Raw genomic sequence first — 15,034 nt, 5'->3', positions numbered from 1 at the left:
GGGTCGTTCCTCCCACTCTCTCGCTTACTGAGGATGCACATGATTCGTTGCCTGTTCCTCTCGGTGTCACTCACGATCTTGATCGCACCTTGGAAGGTCACTCCGCTGGCGGCGCAAGGGGCCGACGATGCTTGGCTGACGAAGAACCTGCCGCCGGTCTTTGAAGGGGGCACTCCGTTCACGATCAAGAAAGTCGAAGTGAATCGCAATCACGTCGATCAGGAAATTCTCAAGGCCGAATACGAGCGAACCCCTGCAGTGATTCGGACGCTCGCGCGCGAGATCAAACTGGTCATCTTGCCGGTCGGTGGTGGCCGGTTCGCAGTGCAGGCCAATCCCGGCATCGCGATCTCGCCCCAGCAAAGCGGTACGATTAACGGCATCACCGATTCGCTCATCGACTATCGCGGCAAAGTTCCCGGCGGCGCGCGTGTCTATCTCGAAATGACGATCGCCAATGCTGTGAAGAAGCAAGATCCGGTGCGCGTCTCGAATGTCTTCTGGTTCGGCTCGCCGCAGGAGTTGAAAGCAGCGCAGCAGAAGGATCCGCCCGACCCAAACAACGCCGAACTCCAGGCTGTACCGCTGCAGGGGCTCGCCGACGATGAGGCCGTGCCGGCAGGAATGCCCGTTCGCTTCGCCGGTGGCTCGCGCTGGTTTAAGGGAACCGTGGTTGAGAAGACCGCGGCCAGCGAACCCTTAAAGCTGATCGTCTACCTGGCTCGTCCCGGTGGGCTCTATTTACCCTGGCAAGTGACCGCCCAGCGTGGCGATGTGAAAGTGGAAGCGGCGGCCCTCGCTGCGGTGAAAACCGATGCCACGTGGTTCAACGATCACCTGCGCGAAGTGAAGGCCCGCGCACAAGGCAAGGCTGCGCTCGTTCTCAAGCCTGCGGGCGAGAAGGTCGCGAAAGGTGACCGTCTGGTCTGGTTTGGCTTTCACGGGCTGATGGGTGGCGAAGCGCTCGAAGACTCAGCCGAGGGGAGAGTGAAGGTGCGCGACAGCCGGTTCAAGCAGGAGGCGACACAAGAGATCGGGCAGTTGTTCGTCGATCCCGAGCCGCCAAAGTAGCGGTTGCAGTAGAGCCTGATCACCCGCCCCCTTAAGTGAGGGCCATTCACAAACCGGGGGTAGTTTGTGAACAGCAGGTGCCATAACTCTCGGCAGCGGCGCGCGTTGGTGTTCACAAACCCCAGAGGGTTGTGAACAAACTTTCCCCGAACAGAGCGATCGACTTCCGCAGACTGGCTGTCGTTGGCGCGATTAGCGACCTTGGCGCTTTTGAGCTTGCTTCACGCCGACGTAGGCTTGGTGGGCCTTCATGACGGTCGAGCGGAAGGCTTCGGGGCGCGAGACGGCATCCAGGCGGAAGGTCTCGACGTTGCCTTTGCGGAAGACAAGGTCGCCCGCGTCGTACCAGCTTTGGCCGGGGAGGACTTCGACATCGATCGTGTCGAAGCGATCGAGGTCGATGGCTTTGTCTTCGGCCATCTTCCAGCCCTTTTGCACGATCAGGCGGCGGTTGGTCAGGGCGTAGCGAGTGCCGATGCCGGGAGCAACACGCAGGAAGAACAGCACCAGCGAAACGGGGATTGCCATCAGGGCAATCAGCCGGCCGAGGCGGAAGAAGTAGATATCCGGCATGCGGATGTCGTAGGCACTGCCGAGCATACGACCCACACCAAACCGGGCCACCGAAGGCCAAACCGTCATGACTGTGGTTTCGCGCGTTTCCGCGGGAGTAACACCGGCAATGGCCTGGGGAACGGGAAGGACGGCTGTGGTGGTCATGGTTAGCAAGCGGAGGTGAGGCCGGAAGCAATGGATGGACAAGGCGTTACAGTAACAGAACGAGGAAAAAAGTTCCAGCGGGGCGAACATTGGTTGCCCCGCCAATTTGAGTTATGCTGATCGCTGACGCCCGCCCCTCAACCTTCCCGCCGGTAATACGCCCATGAACTGGTTTGCTCGAGTTTGCCGGCTGTGGTCTCAGCACGTTGGCCTTGGCGTGGCTGTCACGCTCTTGAGCCTGGGCTGGGTCAACTGGGTTGCGGCTCAAGAGACGCCCGCGCCGGGAAAACCGGTACTTATTGACTACAACCGCCAGATCCGGCCGATCCTCTCGGACAAGTGTTACCGCTGCCACGGACCCGATGCGGCGGAACGCAAAGGGGGCTTTCGGCTCGACCAGCGCGAATCGGCGATCAAGGCAGCAGAGTCCGGCGAGCACCCGATCGTCCCCGGCAAGCCGGAATCCAGCGAACTGCTCAAGCGGATCCACTCCGACGATCTCGACCTGCAAATGCCCCCGGCCTCGCTCAACAAGAAGCTGACGGCGGAGGAGAAAGCCCTGCTGAAAGCGTGGATCGCAGCTGGGGCCGATTTTCAGGAGCACTGGTCGTTCGTTCCGCCTCGCCAGCCCGTGCTACCGCCAGTGAAGGATCGTTCCTGGCCAGCGAACCCGATTGACCATTTCATTCTGGCCAAACTGGAGCAGGCAGGGCTTGCTCCCTCTGCCGCTGCCGGGCGCGAGATGCTTATTCGCCGCGTTTCGCTCGATCTGATCGGCCTGCCGCCGACGCTCGACGAAGTCGATCGGTTCATCGCCAACCGCAGCCCGGATGCTTACGAGCAAAATGTCGACCGCCTGCTCGCTTCGCCCTACTTTGGCGAGCGCCTGGCCGTCGATTGGCTGGATGCCAGCCGCTTTGCCGATACGCACGGCTATCACATCGACAGCGGTCGCAACATGACACGCTGGCGCGAGTACGTGATTGAGGCCTTCAACCAGAACTTGCCTTACGATCGCTACACGGTCGAGCAATTGGCCGGTGACCTGTTGCCACCGACCGGTGACGAAGCAACCGACCTGCGGCAAAAGATCGCCAGCGGCTTCAATCGCAACCACATGATCAATTTCGAAGGTGGAGCCGTCGCGCAAGAATACCTGACGGCGTACATCATCGACCGCGTGAATACCACCAGCACTGTTTACTTGGGGCTGACCGTCGCCTGCTCGCAATGCCACGATCACAAGTACGACCCCATTTCGCAAAAGGACTTTTATCAGCTCTATGCGTTCTTCAACGGCGTGCCAGAGAACGGGCTCGATGGCTCGAAGGGGAACGCGGCCCCACTGCTGAAGACACCGACCACTTTTCAGCAGAACGAACTGGCCCGTATCAGTCAGCGGATGCAAGCGATTCAGCAGCAGATGTCCGGAGACCTGCCAGAAGTTGATGCCGAACAACGGAAGTGGGAGGAGGCCGCGCTCGTTAAGAATGAAGTGAAATGGCATGTGGTACAAAAGCCAGCGGCGAAGAGTCGCGGCGGTGCCACGATCAAAGAACTGGACGATCATTCGCTCCTCTTCAGCGAAGCAAATCCGGCTGCGGAGTTACTGGAGTTCAACTTCTTTGCGCCGCTTCCCAAGGTGACGGCGATTCGCGTGGAAGCGTTCGCGGACGATAGCTTCAAGGGGAAAGGCCCGGGGCGGTCGGTCAATGGCAACTTCGTACTGACGAATGTGCGCATCGAAGCTGCTGCTGAGAACGATACTTTTGCAGCTGCGCCGATTAACAAGGCCGCTGCCGACTTTGAGCAAGAGACCTTTCCGATTACCAAAGCCATCGACGGCGATGCAGCTTCAGGCTGGGCAATTCATCCGGAGGTCGGCAAGAACCACTCAGCCATCTTCGAATTGAAAGAGCCCATCGCTGCTTCGGAGGCAGCTCGCGTCAAATTGAGTCTCGCCTTCGATTCACAGTTCGCCCAGCATCAGATAGGACGAGTGAGAATCTCGGTAACCGATGCCGACGAGCCCATTGCCGGCGCTGGTCCACCCGAGAAGGTTGCGAAGTTGTTGAAGCAACCCCGCGACTCGCGTAGCACGGCCGAGCAACGCGAAGTGACGACCTACTTCCGTAATCAAGTCTCGAAGGTGCTAGTCGCGGCTCGCAACGAGCTCGAACAACTGAAGCAGCTTCAAACGCAGCTGGAACAAGCCATTCCTACCACGATGGTGATGCAGGAATTACCAGAAACACGGCCCACCTATTTGCTCATGCGTGGTGCCTACGACAAGCCGGACAAGAACGAGCAATTGACCGCTGCGGTTCCATCGTTCCTGTCGCCGCTGCCTGCCCAGGCTCCGAAAAATCGGCTGGGACTGGCCCAGTGGTTGGTCGATCCAACACATCCGCTGATGTCGCGCGTGACGGTCAATCGCTACTGGCAACTGCTGTTTGGCACGGGCCTGGTGAAAACCGCCGATGACTTCGGTTCGCAAGGCGATCTGCCGAGCCATCCCGAACTGCTTGATTGGCTGGCGACCGACTTTGTCGGTGCATCTTCGCCGCGCACGACCGACTGGGATGTCAAACACCTGGTGCGACAATTGGTGACGACATCCACCTATCGACAAACGTCCGCTGCGTCGGCCGCTTCACGCACTGGCGATCACGACAACCGTCTCGTTTCTCGCGGCCCACGGTTTCGTCTGCAGGCCGAGTTCATTCGCGATCAGGCCCTGCAAGCCAGTGGCTTGCTCGATCGTCGCATCGGCGGCACGAGTGTTTCGCCCTATCAGCCCGCTGGGTTGTGGGAAGAACTGATGTCTCGTGCCGATAACGACAAATGGACGGCTCAAAAGTACGCACAGAGCCACGGTGTCGATCTGTATCGCCGGACGATGTACACCTTTTGGAAACGGACCTGCCCACCTGCGAGCCTGGCGACCTTTGATGCCCCGGATCGCGAAGTTTGCACCGTGAAGCGATCGCGCACGAATACGCCGCTGCAAGCGCTCGTGTCGATGAACGATCCCACGTACGTCGAAGCGGCTCGTCTCTTTGCCGAACGGGCGGTGAAGCAAGGGGGAGCATCGATTGACGAAAGACTTGCGTACTTGTTCCGGACCGTTCTCTCTCGCGCACCCAGCGAGCAAGAAATGAAGGTTCTCAAGAACCTCTATGGCCGCCAGCTTGTCCATTTCGAACAGCACGCCGATGCTGCCCGCAAACTGCTGCAAGTAGGCGAATATCCGGCCGACGCATCGCTCTCCGCTCCTGAGTTAGCCGCCTGGACGATGGTGGCCAGCACGATCTTGAACACCGACGAAGCGCTCAGCAAAGGTTAATCCGCATGCATTACCAACCGGCGAATCTTCTGCTGGCCCGACGTCAATTCCTGAGTGGTGCTTCGGCGGGCATCGGTGCCACGGCACTCGCAGCCTTGCTCAATCCGCAGTTGCTGGCGGCTCCGCAGAAAGGGAGTGCGCGTCCCGGTGAACTGAAGGCGCTGCACTTCGTTCCTAAAGCGAAGCGAGTGATGTACCTGATGATGTCGGGCGGCCCCAGCCACATCGACTTGTTCGACTACAAGCCCGAACTGAAAAAGCATCAAGGGACCGAGCTTCCCGCCTCGGTGCGCATGGGTCAACGCATCACCGGGATGACCTCCGGCCAAAAGTCATTTCCTTGTGCCTCTTCACTGTTCAAGTTTGAGCAGCACGGTAAAAGCGGCACCTGGCTCAGCGAACTGCTGCCGCACCTCGGTGGCGTCGCCGATGACATCGCAATTGTCAAATCGATGCATACCGAGGCGATCAATCACGATCCGGCAACCACTTACTTGCAAACCGGTTCGCAGCAACCGGGGCGTCCCAGCATGGGAGCCTGGCTTAGCTATGGTCTGGGCGCCGAGACCGACAACCTGCCCGCCTTCGTGGTGATGATTTCGCAAGGTAGCGGCAACAAGACCGACCAGCCAATCTTCTCTCGCCTGTGGGGCCCGGGATTCCTACCTTCGGAACATCAGGGGGTTCGTTTCCGCAGCGGCGATGACCCCGTGCTCTACTTATCCAATCCGAACGGAGTCGATGCGGCCGCTCGTCGTGAAATGCTCGATGGTGTGGGAGAGCTCAATCGCCTCGCAGCCGGGACGATCAACGATCCGGAGATTCAAACTCGCATTGCCCAGTACGAGATGGCTTACCGCATGCAGTCGTCGGTTCCCGAACTGACGGACATTGCCAGCGAGAGCAAAGAAACGCTGGAACTTTATGGAGTGAACGACTCCAACGTCGATGGTGGCTTCGCCCGCAACTGCTTGCTCGCCCGCCGCATGGCTGAACGGGGCGTGCGTTTCATTCAGCTAATGCATCGCGGTTGGGACCAGCACAGTTCGTTGCCGGGACAGATTCGCGGACAATGCAAAGACGTTGATCGCCCGAGCGCCGCGCTCGTCAAAGACCTGAAAGATCGCGGCCTGCTAGATGATACGCTGGTGATTTGGGGTGGTGAGTTTGGCCGCACGGTCTACAGCCAGGGTTCGCTCACCGCGACCAACTACGGGCGCGATCATCACGGCCGCTGTTTCTCGATGTGGCTGGCCGGCGGCGGAATTAAGCCGGGCATCTCGCATGGCGAGACGGACGATTACTGCTACAACATTGTCCGCGACGGCGTGCATGTGCACGACTTGAATGCGACCATCTTGCATTGCCTCGGCATCGACCACACCCGGCTGACCTATCGTTTTCAAGGGCGAGACTTTCGCCTGACCGATGTCGAAGGTCACGTGGTAAAGCAACTGTTATCTTAGTCCCTCCCGTTTGAAGCCAGTCAAAGCAAACTCATTGAAGGAGATCGAGACGGAATGCCTGATCTTGGGGTGAACATCGACCACGTAGCGACCATTCGGCAAGCTCGCAAAACCTATGAACCCGATCCTGTAGCTGCTGCAGTGTTGGCTGAACTCGCCGGGGCCGATGTGATTACGGTTCACTTGCGCGAGGATCGCCGGCATATTCAAGATCGCGATGTTCGCGTGCTGCGCGAGACAGTGACGGTGAAGCTGAATCTGGAACTGTCGGTCGCGCCCGAGATCGTGGGCATTGCGACGCAAATCAAACCACATCAGGCGACCGTGGTCCCCGAGAAGCGAGAAGAAGTGACGACCGAAGGTGGCCTCGATATCGTCGGCAATCTGGATGCGGTACGGCGCACGGTCGATGCGTTGCACACTGCAGGCATTTTGGTCAGTCTGTTTTTGGATCCCGATCCCCGCCAGATCGAAGCCGGGCACAAACTGGGCTGTGCGGCGATTGAATTGCATACGGGGCAATACGCGCTCACCACCGGCAAGGCCCGCGATGCCGAATTGGCGCATTTGATTGCCGCGGGAAAGCAAATTCGTGAACTGGGCATGACATTGCATGCGGGCCACGGATTGAACTATCAAAATGTTGGTCCAGTCGCGAGAATCCAAGACATGGCCGAACTGAACATCGGCCACAGCATCGTATCACGTGCCGTGCTGGTGGGCTTCGAACGCGCGGTTCGCGAAATGAAAGAGTTGATGCGCTAACCGCGCCTGCACCCGTTGGTTTTCACCCTGCGAACGAAAGCGGCTTCCGTGCCTCATCAAGCGTTGCAAGAAATCGTCTGTTGCTTGGGACATCCCGTTGCTGGCAATCCCACGCAGTACATGATGGAGAAGGCGTTCGTCGCCGCTGGTCTCGATTGGCGATATCTCACGCTGGAAGTGTCCGCCGACAAGTTAACCGACGGTGTACGCGGTTTGCGGGCTATGGGTTTTCGCGGCGCGAACTTTACGATTCCACACAAAGTGGCCGTCATTCCGCTGCTCGACGAACTGAGCCCGGCTGCCGAACTGATGGGGGCGGTCAATTGCCTCAAACGCGAAGGTGCTAAGCTCATCGGCGAAAACACAGACGGTAAAGGCTTTGTCCAGTCGCTGCGTACGATCCTCGATCCCTCCGGCAAACGCTTCGCCATACTTGGTAGTGGCGGTGCGGCACGCGCCATCGCGGTCGAACTGGGCCTGAGCGGTGCTGCCGAAATTGTCATCGTCAATCGCACGGTTGGCCGTGGACAAGACCTCGTGACATTGCTCAGCGAGCGTGTGAAGGTGAATAGTCGCCTGGTTCATTGGAAGGGAGATTTCGAAGTTCCCGCCGAGATCGACGTGGTCATCAATGCCACTTCCATCGGTCTGGGAGACGCTCAGGCTCATGTGCCTTTGGACGTGAATACGCTTCGCAAAGAACTGGTCGTGGCCGATGTGATTTTCAATCCGCCGCGCACCAAGCTCATCCGCGAAGCCGAGCAGCGTGGCTGCCAAACGCTCGACGGCCTGGGCATGATCGTCAGTCAAGCCGTGATTGGCTTCAAGATTTGGACCGGTGTCGATCCCGACGCCGCCGTGATGCGCGAAGCCCTCGAAGAATTCCTTAACATCTGACGTTATGGCATCAGCAGCCAAACGGTGCGGCATACTTCACTTGTCCTGCAACCCCTTGCAAAGCCCCGGGCGCTAACTCAAGTGCCATCCAACTCGGCCCACGAAACGGACCGGACAAAGGTTCCGCCGCAGCGGCAGTAAAGCCGAACCTCGTGTAGTAGTGCTCATGCCCCAGCACGACCACGATTCGCTCGCCCTGTTCTTTCAACTGCTGCAGGCCAACTTGCATTAAACCGCTTCCCACACCCATTCGCTGTTTTGCTGGAACAACTGCCAGCGGCGCGAGGGCGACTGCGTTCCAGATTCGGTCGTCGCTCACAATGGGCAGCCGCGTAAACAACAGGTGCCCCACAATCCCTCCCTGCGAGATCGCCACCAGCGAGAGCAGATTGAGCCCCAGTTCCCTTAACGCCCGCACCAGCGTCGCTTCATCCTCCTGGCCAAAGGCCTTTCGAACGACTTCGTCGATGGCGAGGCTATCTTCAGGCTGTTCCGCGCGGATATGATCGTAGGGCCGCTCGATCTCTCCTGTCGTCTCTTTCATCGAGTACTTCCCATGCTGCTACGCTTGGCATTCACCGGTCTATTGTTGCTGGCGACCTGCGTCACGGTTCATGCGGCGGACCCAACCGCCGCCGAAGCTCGCCAGACACTCCTCAAGGCCGTCAAGTTCGCGCACGAGCAAGTCGCCCGGCATGGCGGCTATGTTTATTTGAGCAGTTCCGATCTCACCCTGCGCGAAGCCGAGGGAATCCCCGACAACGATACCATCTGGGTACAACCGCCCGGCACACCAGCAGTCGGCGAAGCTCTGCTGCGAGCCTATCAAGCCACCGGCGACGAGACCTGCCAACGAGCGCTCGATGCTGCCGCTCGTAGCTTGTCGCGCGGCCAGTTGCACAGCGGCGGCTGGTACTACAGCGTGCACTTCGCGCCGGAAGTTCGCAAAACGATCGCTTACCGCCGCGATCTTTCCGGAAAGCTACTGCCCGATCCAACCGCCGCGGCCGATCGTCAATCCACCAATGGCTGGCTCGATTGGAAACGTCGCCGCCACAAAGGCAACATCACGACCTACGACGACGATGTCACGCAATCGGCCACTCGCTTTCTGATGCGGGTCGATGCCGAAAAGAAGTTTCAGGACGAGGAGATTCACGATGCGGCCCTCTATAGTCTGCGGGCCATGATCGGTGCGCAGTATCCAAGTGGTGGCTGGTCTTCCTCCTGGGATCGCTTTCCCGATCGCTCCCCGTCAGCCGAGGTTTTTCCGATCAAGAAAGCAGAGTTGCCCGCGACGGTATCGGAAAAATGGCCCAAGGATTTCACGGGTTGTTACGTACTGAACGACAATCAAATGTCGAACTGCATCGAGACACTCTTGCTGGCCTACGACATTTATCAAGACGAAAAGTACCTCGCTGCCGCCAAGAAGGCGGGCGACTTTTTGATCCTGGCTCAATTGCCCGAACCTCAAGCCGTGTGGGCTCAGCAATACGACGAACAGATGCGTCCCTGCTGGTGCCGCGCCTTTGAACCGCCAGCGGCGACCGGTGGTGAGACCCAAAAGATCATCTTGTCGCTCATTTCACTCTACGAAGTGACTCAAGACAAAAAGTATCTGGCACCCATTCCAGCTGCCTTAGCCTATCTGCAGAAATCCGAATTGCCCGGCGGCAAGTTAGCTCGCTTTTACGAACTGAGGACCAGCCGACCGATCTACTTCGAACGCGGCCCAGGCGGCAAAGGACATGTGTGGACCTACGACGACAAAAGCATTGCCGATGGATACGGTTACATCGTCAGTTCCAACCTGCCGGCGCTTCAGCGGAAGTACCAGGCCGCACTGAAGCTCGATTTCACCAACAAGACGGCTGCCAAGACTGCGGCCAAAAAGCCAGACATTCCCGCGGCAGAGCCAGTTCAAGTTGCCATGAAAAGCATCGATGGTCGCGGAGCTTGGACCGAAAAGGGAACCATCCGCGACGCAACTGGCAAAAAAGTCGATCCACCCGGCGGCATCATTCGCAGCGAAACGTTCATCAAGAATCTCGACGTCCTCAGTCGCTACGTTCATGCCCACCGAGAAAACGAATAGACACGCGACGCTTTTACCTCAAACTGCTACTCCGCATCACTCCCAAACGTCCAACAACCTCCGGGGTTTTTGGACAGGCACCAACTTTCGAAATCTGATTGAAGCGACTGCCCGCACAGCACTTACGATCTGGCGGGCAATTTTTGCACTCGCCCTTTTTGTCCAACAACCGGGCTAGCTCTTGGACACGGCACGCAGCGATTCCTCTCTCCGTGTCGGCAGAATAACGAGCCAACCGCGCAGCGTACTGCGATTCAGCTAACGACCAAACGGTGAGAGAACGTCCACACATTGTCGCAATGTTGTGAGCGGTTGTCAATCATGTAGCTATCGTGTTTTCAGAAATTTATACTCAGGCCAGCGTGACTACTTGGTCTTCTGCAACTTCTCGGTGAACTTCTCATTCGGAAACGGGCACAGGGGAATGCTCCGCGACGGCTCGGCCAATACTTCCGCCAGCGTGGTGGTCTCAAAGGCCTGCTCCATCAGGGCGAGCGCGTTATCGACTCGCCGGTGCAAAGGACACAGATGCGTGCCGTGGCCTGGTAGCCCCAGCGGACACGTGCGGATTCGCTGAATAGGCTCGACCGCGTTCACCACTTCGAGAATCGTTAGCTTGTCGGGGGTCTTCAGCAGCGATACGCCGCCGCCGAGACCACGGGTCGATTGCACGATGCCACCTCGGGCCAGGCTCTGCAGCACTTTCGAAAGATACGCGCGAGGAACCAGCGTCGCTTTGCAAATCTGGTCGGTCGTGCGAGCAGCAGGTGCCATGCTGGCCAGATGGACGACGGCCCGCAGGGCATACTCGACCGTTTGAGACAGCATGTTCGGTTCTCCCGCTGCGCAAATTTGGCAAAAGTGGATATTGACATCCAGTTACTAAAGCGTATCTTACGATAACTGGACTAACGTGTCCAGTTTCACTGCCGGTTTTCGCCCCGCCGCTCTCTCGGAGGTTCCGCAATGCAAAGGATCGATGAATCCCGTCTCGAAAACGATCTGGCTTATCGAGTTGGCTACACCACAGAGTTTATCGGCTTCGGACCGGAAGATATTGCCACGCTGCATGCTTCGGCGGCGCTCTTGGCACCTTTGGTGCCCGGCCTGGTCGATGCGGTCTATGTCAAGCTGTTCTCATACGATGCCACCAAGCGGCACTTTGTCCCCCGCCAGTTTGGCTACGAAGGGGACGTTCCCGTGGACGTCGCCTCGCTCGAACTGAATCACCCCATGATCGCGTTTCGAAAGCAGCACCTGGGACGTTACCTGGAAGCTCTGGTCACGCGCCCCTACGACAGCAAGATGCTCGGCTATCTCGACATGGTAGGGAAGATGCACACGCCCAAGGCGGGTTCCAAAGACTTAAACGTACCGCTGGTGCAAATGAACGTGCTGATGGGCTTTGTCGCCGACGCCGTGTTGAGCACCGTCCTCAGCTTGGGGCTAGATCGCGCGACAGAAGTGAAGGCCCTGCGAGCCTTCAACAAGGTGCTGTGGGTCCAGAACGATCTGATCACGCGACATTATCAGGGCAGCACTTCTACCGCAGCGGCCTAATCGCACTACTACTTTTTGCGCAGCTCGAGAATCGCTTTGTTTTGATCCGCGATTAAATCGCGGATCTCCGCGATCGTCGATTCGATCTCACCCACACGCTCCTTCAAGCGATCGAGATCCTGCTCAGCCTGCGGTGCCAAAGCGGCTTGGGGCGAATTTGGAGCGGCCTGCGCGTTGGCGTTATTGGCGAGGGCTCGCAGAACCGCACGCAGGTTCTCTTCACTCTGGCAGGTGGGAGCCTCTTGCCGAGCCGGAATCTGACTCGCCGGCACGGGTACCAAGGCGTACTGAGCAACCGGCGCTTGCTGCACGGGAGCAAACGAGAACTGCGGTGCTGCCATCATCATCGGGGCAGCCATCACGGGTGCCGACTGCACCAGAATGCCTGCGGGCGGATAGTGGCGACCGTGATGGTGGTGGCAGCGGGGTGCGCACACAACCGTCGGCGCTTCGCAGCCGCAACCACCGCCGGCCTGAGCGACTGTCGCACCGGTCAGTCCTAACGCTCCCGCAATCATTGCGGACATCAGAGTGGTCTTGGAGCGGAACATCCGGCACCTCGGAAGAAAACCGATTGTTGAAGGGTAAGACCCCTCAGCGGGGTATAATCAGAGTCGACACGAGCCACGCTTTCCCTTGCAGTAAAACGGGCCTTAGAACTGCAAAGACAGCTCCTGTCATCGCTTCCTGGGCAAGATTGCCAAAAGCCGGAAGTCCAGCAAACTCTTCGCACGCGGCACGCGCCGCAACTTCGCTACGGCTTAACAACACCCAAGCCCAGGCCGCTTAAGAACCCAACGCGAAATAACTTCGGCTTTTGATCATAGGGGGTTGAAGGCGGGCGCTGTGTAGTTGAGTTGGGGCAGGAAGCTATTGAAGCGAATGGGATTGTGATCGAGGAAGGCTTGGCTGGCTTTGATTCCCTTCTGATACATCCGGCGGGCAACTTCCGCGACGACATGCAGTCCGTGCGTCGTGTGAGTGCGTGCGATAAAGTTCCGCGCAACTTGAATGGTCTTGAGCACCACGGCCTTGATCGCGCGCGAGACGTGACAGAAGAGGCGATGCTCAATGGGATTGTATTTCGAACAGCCCGGCGGATAGTGAGCCACCTGCACGTCGCAGCGCAGATCATGGGCCAGGTGGCATAGCGTTTCCTTGAAGCGATGCTGGCGACACCCGTTGCTGCCGCCGCAGTCGCACAGCAACAACAGTCGCGGCGCGTACCAGTAATGTTCCCGACCCATTCGTTCCCACCACCGACGGATCGCATCGCAAGCGAGTTCGCTGGTGTCGGCGCCGCGGGCCAAGTACATGAACGCTTCATTACGGCGAGTGTCGTACACGCCGTAAGGCACCAGTCGTTGCTCGGCAGTTACGAAGTCGTGATCTTGCACGACCACGCGGCCATCGGTGATCGCTCGGCCCGGATGAAAGAAATCGCCGAGAATTTCCTTCTTTTTCGTGTCGATGCTCAGCACCGGCCAATCGTTCCGCTCGTACTTCGTGCGGAGCTTGGCAATGAATTGAAACTGCTCGTCGCGATGTTCAAACTCACACGCCGCTTCGTCCTTGTACGCCTGTCGCCGCGAAAGACCAAGCTCGTCGAACAAGATTCGCCGCAACGCATCGGGACCAATCTCAAAGCCCTGCTCTTGCAACTCCTCCGCCAATTCAGGAACCGAGCGGTTCGTCCAGCGAATGTTTTCGTCGACGGGCGAACCGGCCGTGTCGCGCTCGATCAGGGCTTCCACTGCAGGAATGATTTCCGGTTGCGCAACGCTAGCTGGCTTTCGGCCTCCCCTTTTTTGCGAACGCGTCCCGCAGCTTCGTCCTCCGGCAGCTGCTCGATGTCCTCCGCGCCGTGGCGAATCGTGTCGGGATCGCAACCAAACAAATCGGCGATGTACTGCACACCGCCATGCCCGAGTTTCACCGCTTCGACCGCCGCGTAGCGTCGCCGATCCTTCTCGGATAACGCCCCATACACCTTCACCATCTGCCGCTCGACCGTTGCCCGATAAACCTTCATCGCTGAGCCCTCCTGTGACTGACTCCATGCCCCCCCTTCAGATTATCATGCGACAGTACCAAAGGAAGTTATTTCGCGTTTGGCCCTAAGCCATTGCGAACAACAGCAAAGCGTACTTGCAGCGTATGAACGTCAATCTCACCCCACTTTTCCCATGCTGACTATTGCAAACCAACCAGTGCTGTTTTAGGCTCTCGACTAATGCGACTGGCATCTGCCCCCAAAAGCTGCGCTCTCCTCACAAGGCTCTACAACCATGAAACTAGCAACAACCTCGGTGGCATTATTGGTTTTGATCGGGAGCATTTATGGACCAGTGCAGGCCGGTTGGCACCACCGCCATCGTCATGCTCAATCTCAAGCCGTGATGCCCGGCTATTATGTGCCAGGGGCAGCATTCGATTCCTCGGCTCAAATGCAACTGAGTGGCGATCAATTGCTGGCACTCGGCGCACAAATCCAAGCCGCTCAGGCGCAGTCGCAAGCAGCCAATGCACCGGGCTTTCAAATGGCTCCCGGCGATAAAGCAGCGCTCTTAAAGAAACTGATCGGCACGCTCGCGGAGAATTTAGTTGCCGATGGTGGAGACGCTGGCGATGGGGATGTGGACGTGGGACCAGCGGTCGACATGAGCAAGGTGCGAGCCGAACTCCGCGCCTTGAAAAAAGAGCTGACTGCCGACATTAAGAAAGTTGATGTGCGCGTCGACAAGTTGGATGAAGAAGTGAAAGAGCTTTCCATTCTGGTCAAAGGCAAGACTCCCACCGAGGTGCAGCAGGTTCTCAATTCGGCAGAATTCCAGAAGTCGCTGGAAGGGATTCTCAAGCCAGGCATTACACCAGAGGCAGCGGCAAACACTCTAAAATCAACCATCGAAAAGATGATTAAGTAGCAGCTTGACTGAGAGTAGAGTTCCGATTGGTGGTGGTATTCATGCCACGCCAGTGACATAAATTGTCACTCGCACGATCTTCATTCGATCAAAGCGCAATGCTTACAAGAAAATACTTGTAACGCTGCCAAGCAACTGCCTATATTCTCCGCTAGACGTTGTGGGTATTACTACTTCTGCTAGGGGC

The 15,034-nt window shown here is 58.1% G+C and carries 14 protein-coding genes; 8 read left to right on the top strand and 6 right to left on the bottom strand.

Annotated elements, in window-relative coordinates; genetic code table 11:
• The first annotated feature begins 39 nt into the window (after positions 1 to 39).
• Positions 40 to 1,071, top strand: coding sequence for a hypothetical protein (locus tag NA78x_RS18220; protein ID WP_425613799.1), 1,032 nt, complete (start codon positions 40 to 42; stop codon positions 1,069 to 1,071).
• Positions 1,072 to 1,263: 192 nt separating this feature from the next.
• Here NA78x_RS18220 and NA78x_RS18215 read toward each other — a convergent pair whose 3' ends face one another.
• Positions 1,264 to 1,791, bottom strand: a complete 528-nt coding sequence (locus tag NA78x_RS18215; RefSeq protein WP_425613798.1) for a PH domain-containing protein — start codon at positions 1,789 to 1,791, stop codon at positions 1,264 to 1,266.
• A gap of 163 nt (positions 1,792 to 1,954) precedes the next feature.
• On the opposite strand from NA78x_RS18215, the gene NA78x_RS18210 reads away from it, so the two are divergent.
• The 4 genes from NA78x_RS18210 to aroE are packed head-to-tail and all read left to right on the top strand — an operon-like array spanning position 1,955 to position 8,265.
• Positions 1,955 to 5,137 (top strand): PSD1 and planctomycete cytochrome C domain-containing protein, encoded by a 3,183-nt coding sequence (locus tag NA78x_RS18210; RefSeq protein ID WP_425613797.1) that lies wholly within the window; start codon positions 1,955 to 1,957, stop codon positions 5,135 to 5,137.
• Between the two features lie 5 nt (positions 5,138 to 5,142).
• The gene (locus NA78x_RS18205) at positions 5,143 to 6,603 is read left to right on the top strand and encodes a DUF1501 domain-containing protein (protein WP_425613796.1); all 1,461 of its coding nucleotides are present in this window, start codon (positions 5,143 to 5,145) and stop codon (positions 6,601 to 6,603) included.
• Between the two features lie 54 nt (positions 6,604 to 6,657).
• Positions 6,658 to 7,368, top strand: a complete 711-nt coding sequence (locus NA78x_RS18200) for a pyridoxine 5'-phosphate synthase (protein ID WP_425613795.1) — start codon at positions 6,658 to 6,660, stop codon at positions 7,366 to 7,368.
• A gap of 48 nt (positions 7,369 to 7,416) precedes the next feature.
• Positions 7,417 to 8,265: a shikimate dehydrogenase gene (gene aroE, locus NA78x_RS18195; protein WP_425613794.1), complete on the top strand. Its 849-nt coding sequence runs from the start codon at positions 7,417 to 7,419 to the stop codon at positions 8,263 to 8,265.
• A 10-nt stretch (positions 8,266 to 8,275) separates the two neighbouring features.
• Here the strand turns inward: aroE and NA78x_RS18190 are convergent, their stop codons facing one another.
• Positions 8,276 to 8,809 (bottom strand): GNAT family N-acetyltransferase, encoded by a 534-nt coding sequence (locus NA78x_RS18190; protein WP_425613793.1) that lies wholly within the window; start codon positions 8,807 to 8,809, stop codon positions 8,276 to 8,278.
• A gap of 12 nt (positions 8,810 to 8,821) precedes the next feature.
• Here NA78x_RS18190 and NA78x_RS18185 point away from each other — a divergent pair, with 12 nt between their 5' ends.
• Positions 8,822 to 10,363: a polysaccharide lyase gene (locus NA78x_RS18185; protein ID WP_425613792.1), complete on the top strand. Its 1,542-nt coding sequence runs from the start codon at positions 8,822 to 8,824 to the stop codon at positions 10,361 to 10,363.
• A gap of 366 nt (positions 10,364 to 10,729) precedes the next feature.
• Here the strand turns inward: NA78x_RS18185 and NA78x_RS18180 are convergent, their stop codons facing one another.
• The gene (locus NA78x_RS18180) at positions 10,730 to 11,191 is read right to left on the bottom strand and encodes an RrF2 family transcriptional regulator (protein WP_425613791.1); all 462 of its coding nucleotides are present in this window, start codon (positions 11,189 to 11,191) and stop codon (positions 10,730 to 10,732) included.
• A gap of 138 nt (positions 11,192 to 11,329) precedes the next feature.
• Here NA78x_RS18180 and NA78x_RS18175 point away from each other — a divergent pair, with 138 nt between their 5' ends.
• The gene (locus NA78x_RS18175) at positions 11,330 to 11,923 is read left to right on the top strand and encodes a protoglobin family protein (RefSeq protein ID WP_425613790.1); all 594 of its coding nucleotides are present in this window, start codon (positions 11,330 to 11,332) and stop codon (positions 11,921 to 11,923) included.
• An 8-nt stretch (positions 11,924 to 11,931) separates the two neighbouring features.
• Here the strand turns inward: NA78x_RS18175 and NA78x_RS18170 are convergent, their stop codons facing one another.
• From NA78x_RS18170 to NA78x_RS18160, 3 genes are all read right to left on the bottom strand, one after another.
• The gene (locus tag NA78x_RS18170) at positions 11,932 to 12,450 is read right to left on the bottom strand and encodes a hypothetical protein (protein ID WP_425613789.1); all 519 of its coding nucleotides are present in this window, start codon (positions 12,448 to 12,450) and stop codon (positions 11,932 to 11,934) included.
• A 294-nt stretch (positions 12,451 to 12,744) separates the two neighbouring features.
• On the bottom strand, positions 12,745 to 13,677 hold the full coding sequence (locus NA78x_RS18165) for an ISAzo13 family transposase (RefSeq protein WP_425613585.1): 933 nt from the start codon (positions 13,675 to 13,677) through the stop codon (positions 12,745 to 12,747).
• A complete protein-coding gene (locus NA78x_RS18160) occupies positions 13,665 to 13,955 on the bottom strand; it encodes a hypothetical protein (protein WP_425613584.1) in 291 nt (96 codons plus the stop codon). Before NA78x_RS18160 ends, NA78x_RS18165 begins: the two co-directional genes overlap by 13 nt.
• 256 nt (positions 13,956 to 14,211) lie before the next feature.
• Here NA78x_RS18160 and NA78x_RS18155 point away from each other — a divergent pair, with 256 nt between their 5' ends.
• Positions 14,212 to 14,847: a hypothetical protein gene (locus tag NA78x_RS18155; protein ID WP_425613788.1), complete on the top strand. Its 636-nt coding sequence runs from the start codon at positions 14,212 to 14,214 to the stop codon at positions 14,845 to 14,847.
• Positions 14,848 to 15,034 lie beyond the last annotated feature (187 nt).

The organism is Anatilimnocola aquadivae, from assembly GCF_049819085.1.
Taxonomy (GTDB): Bacteria; Planctomycetota; Planctomycetia; order Pirellulales; family Pirellulaceae; genus Anatilimnocola.
This window is presented reverse-complemented; position numbering and strand designations above follow the sequence as displayed.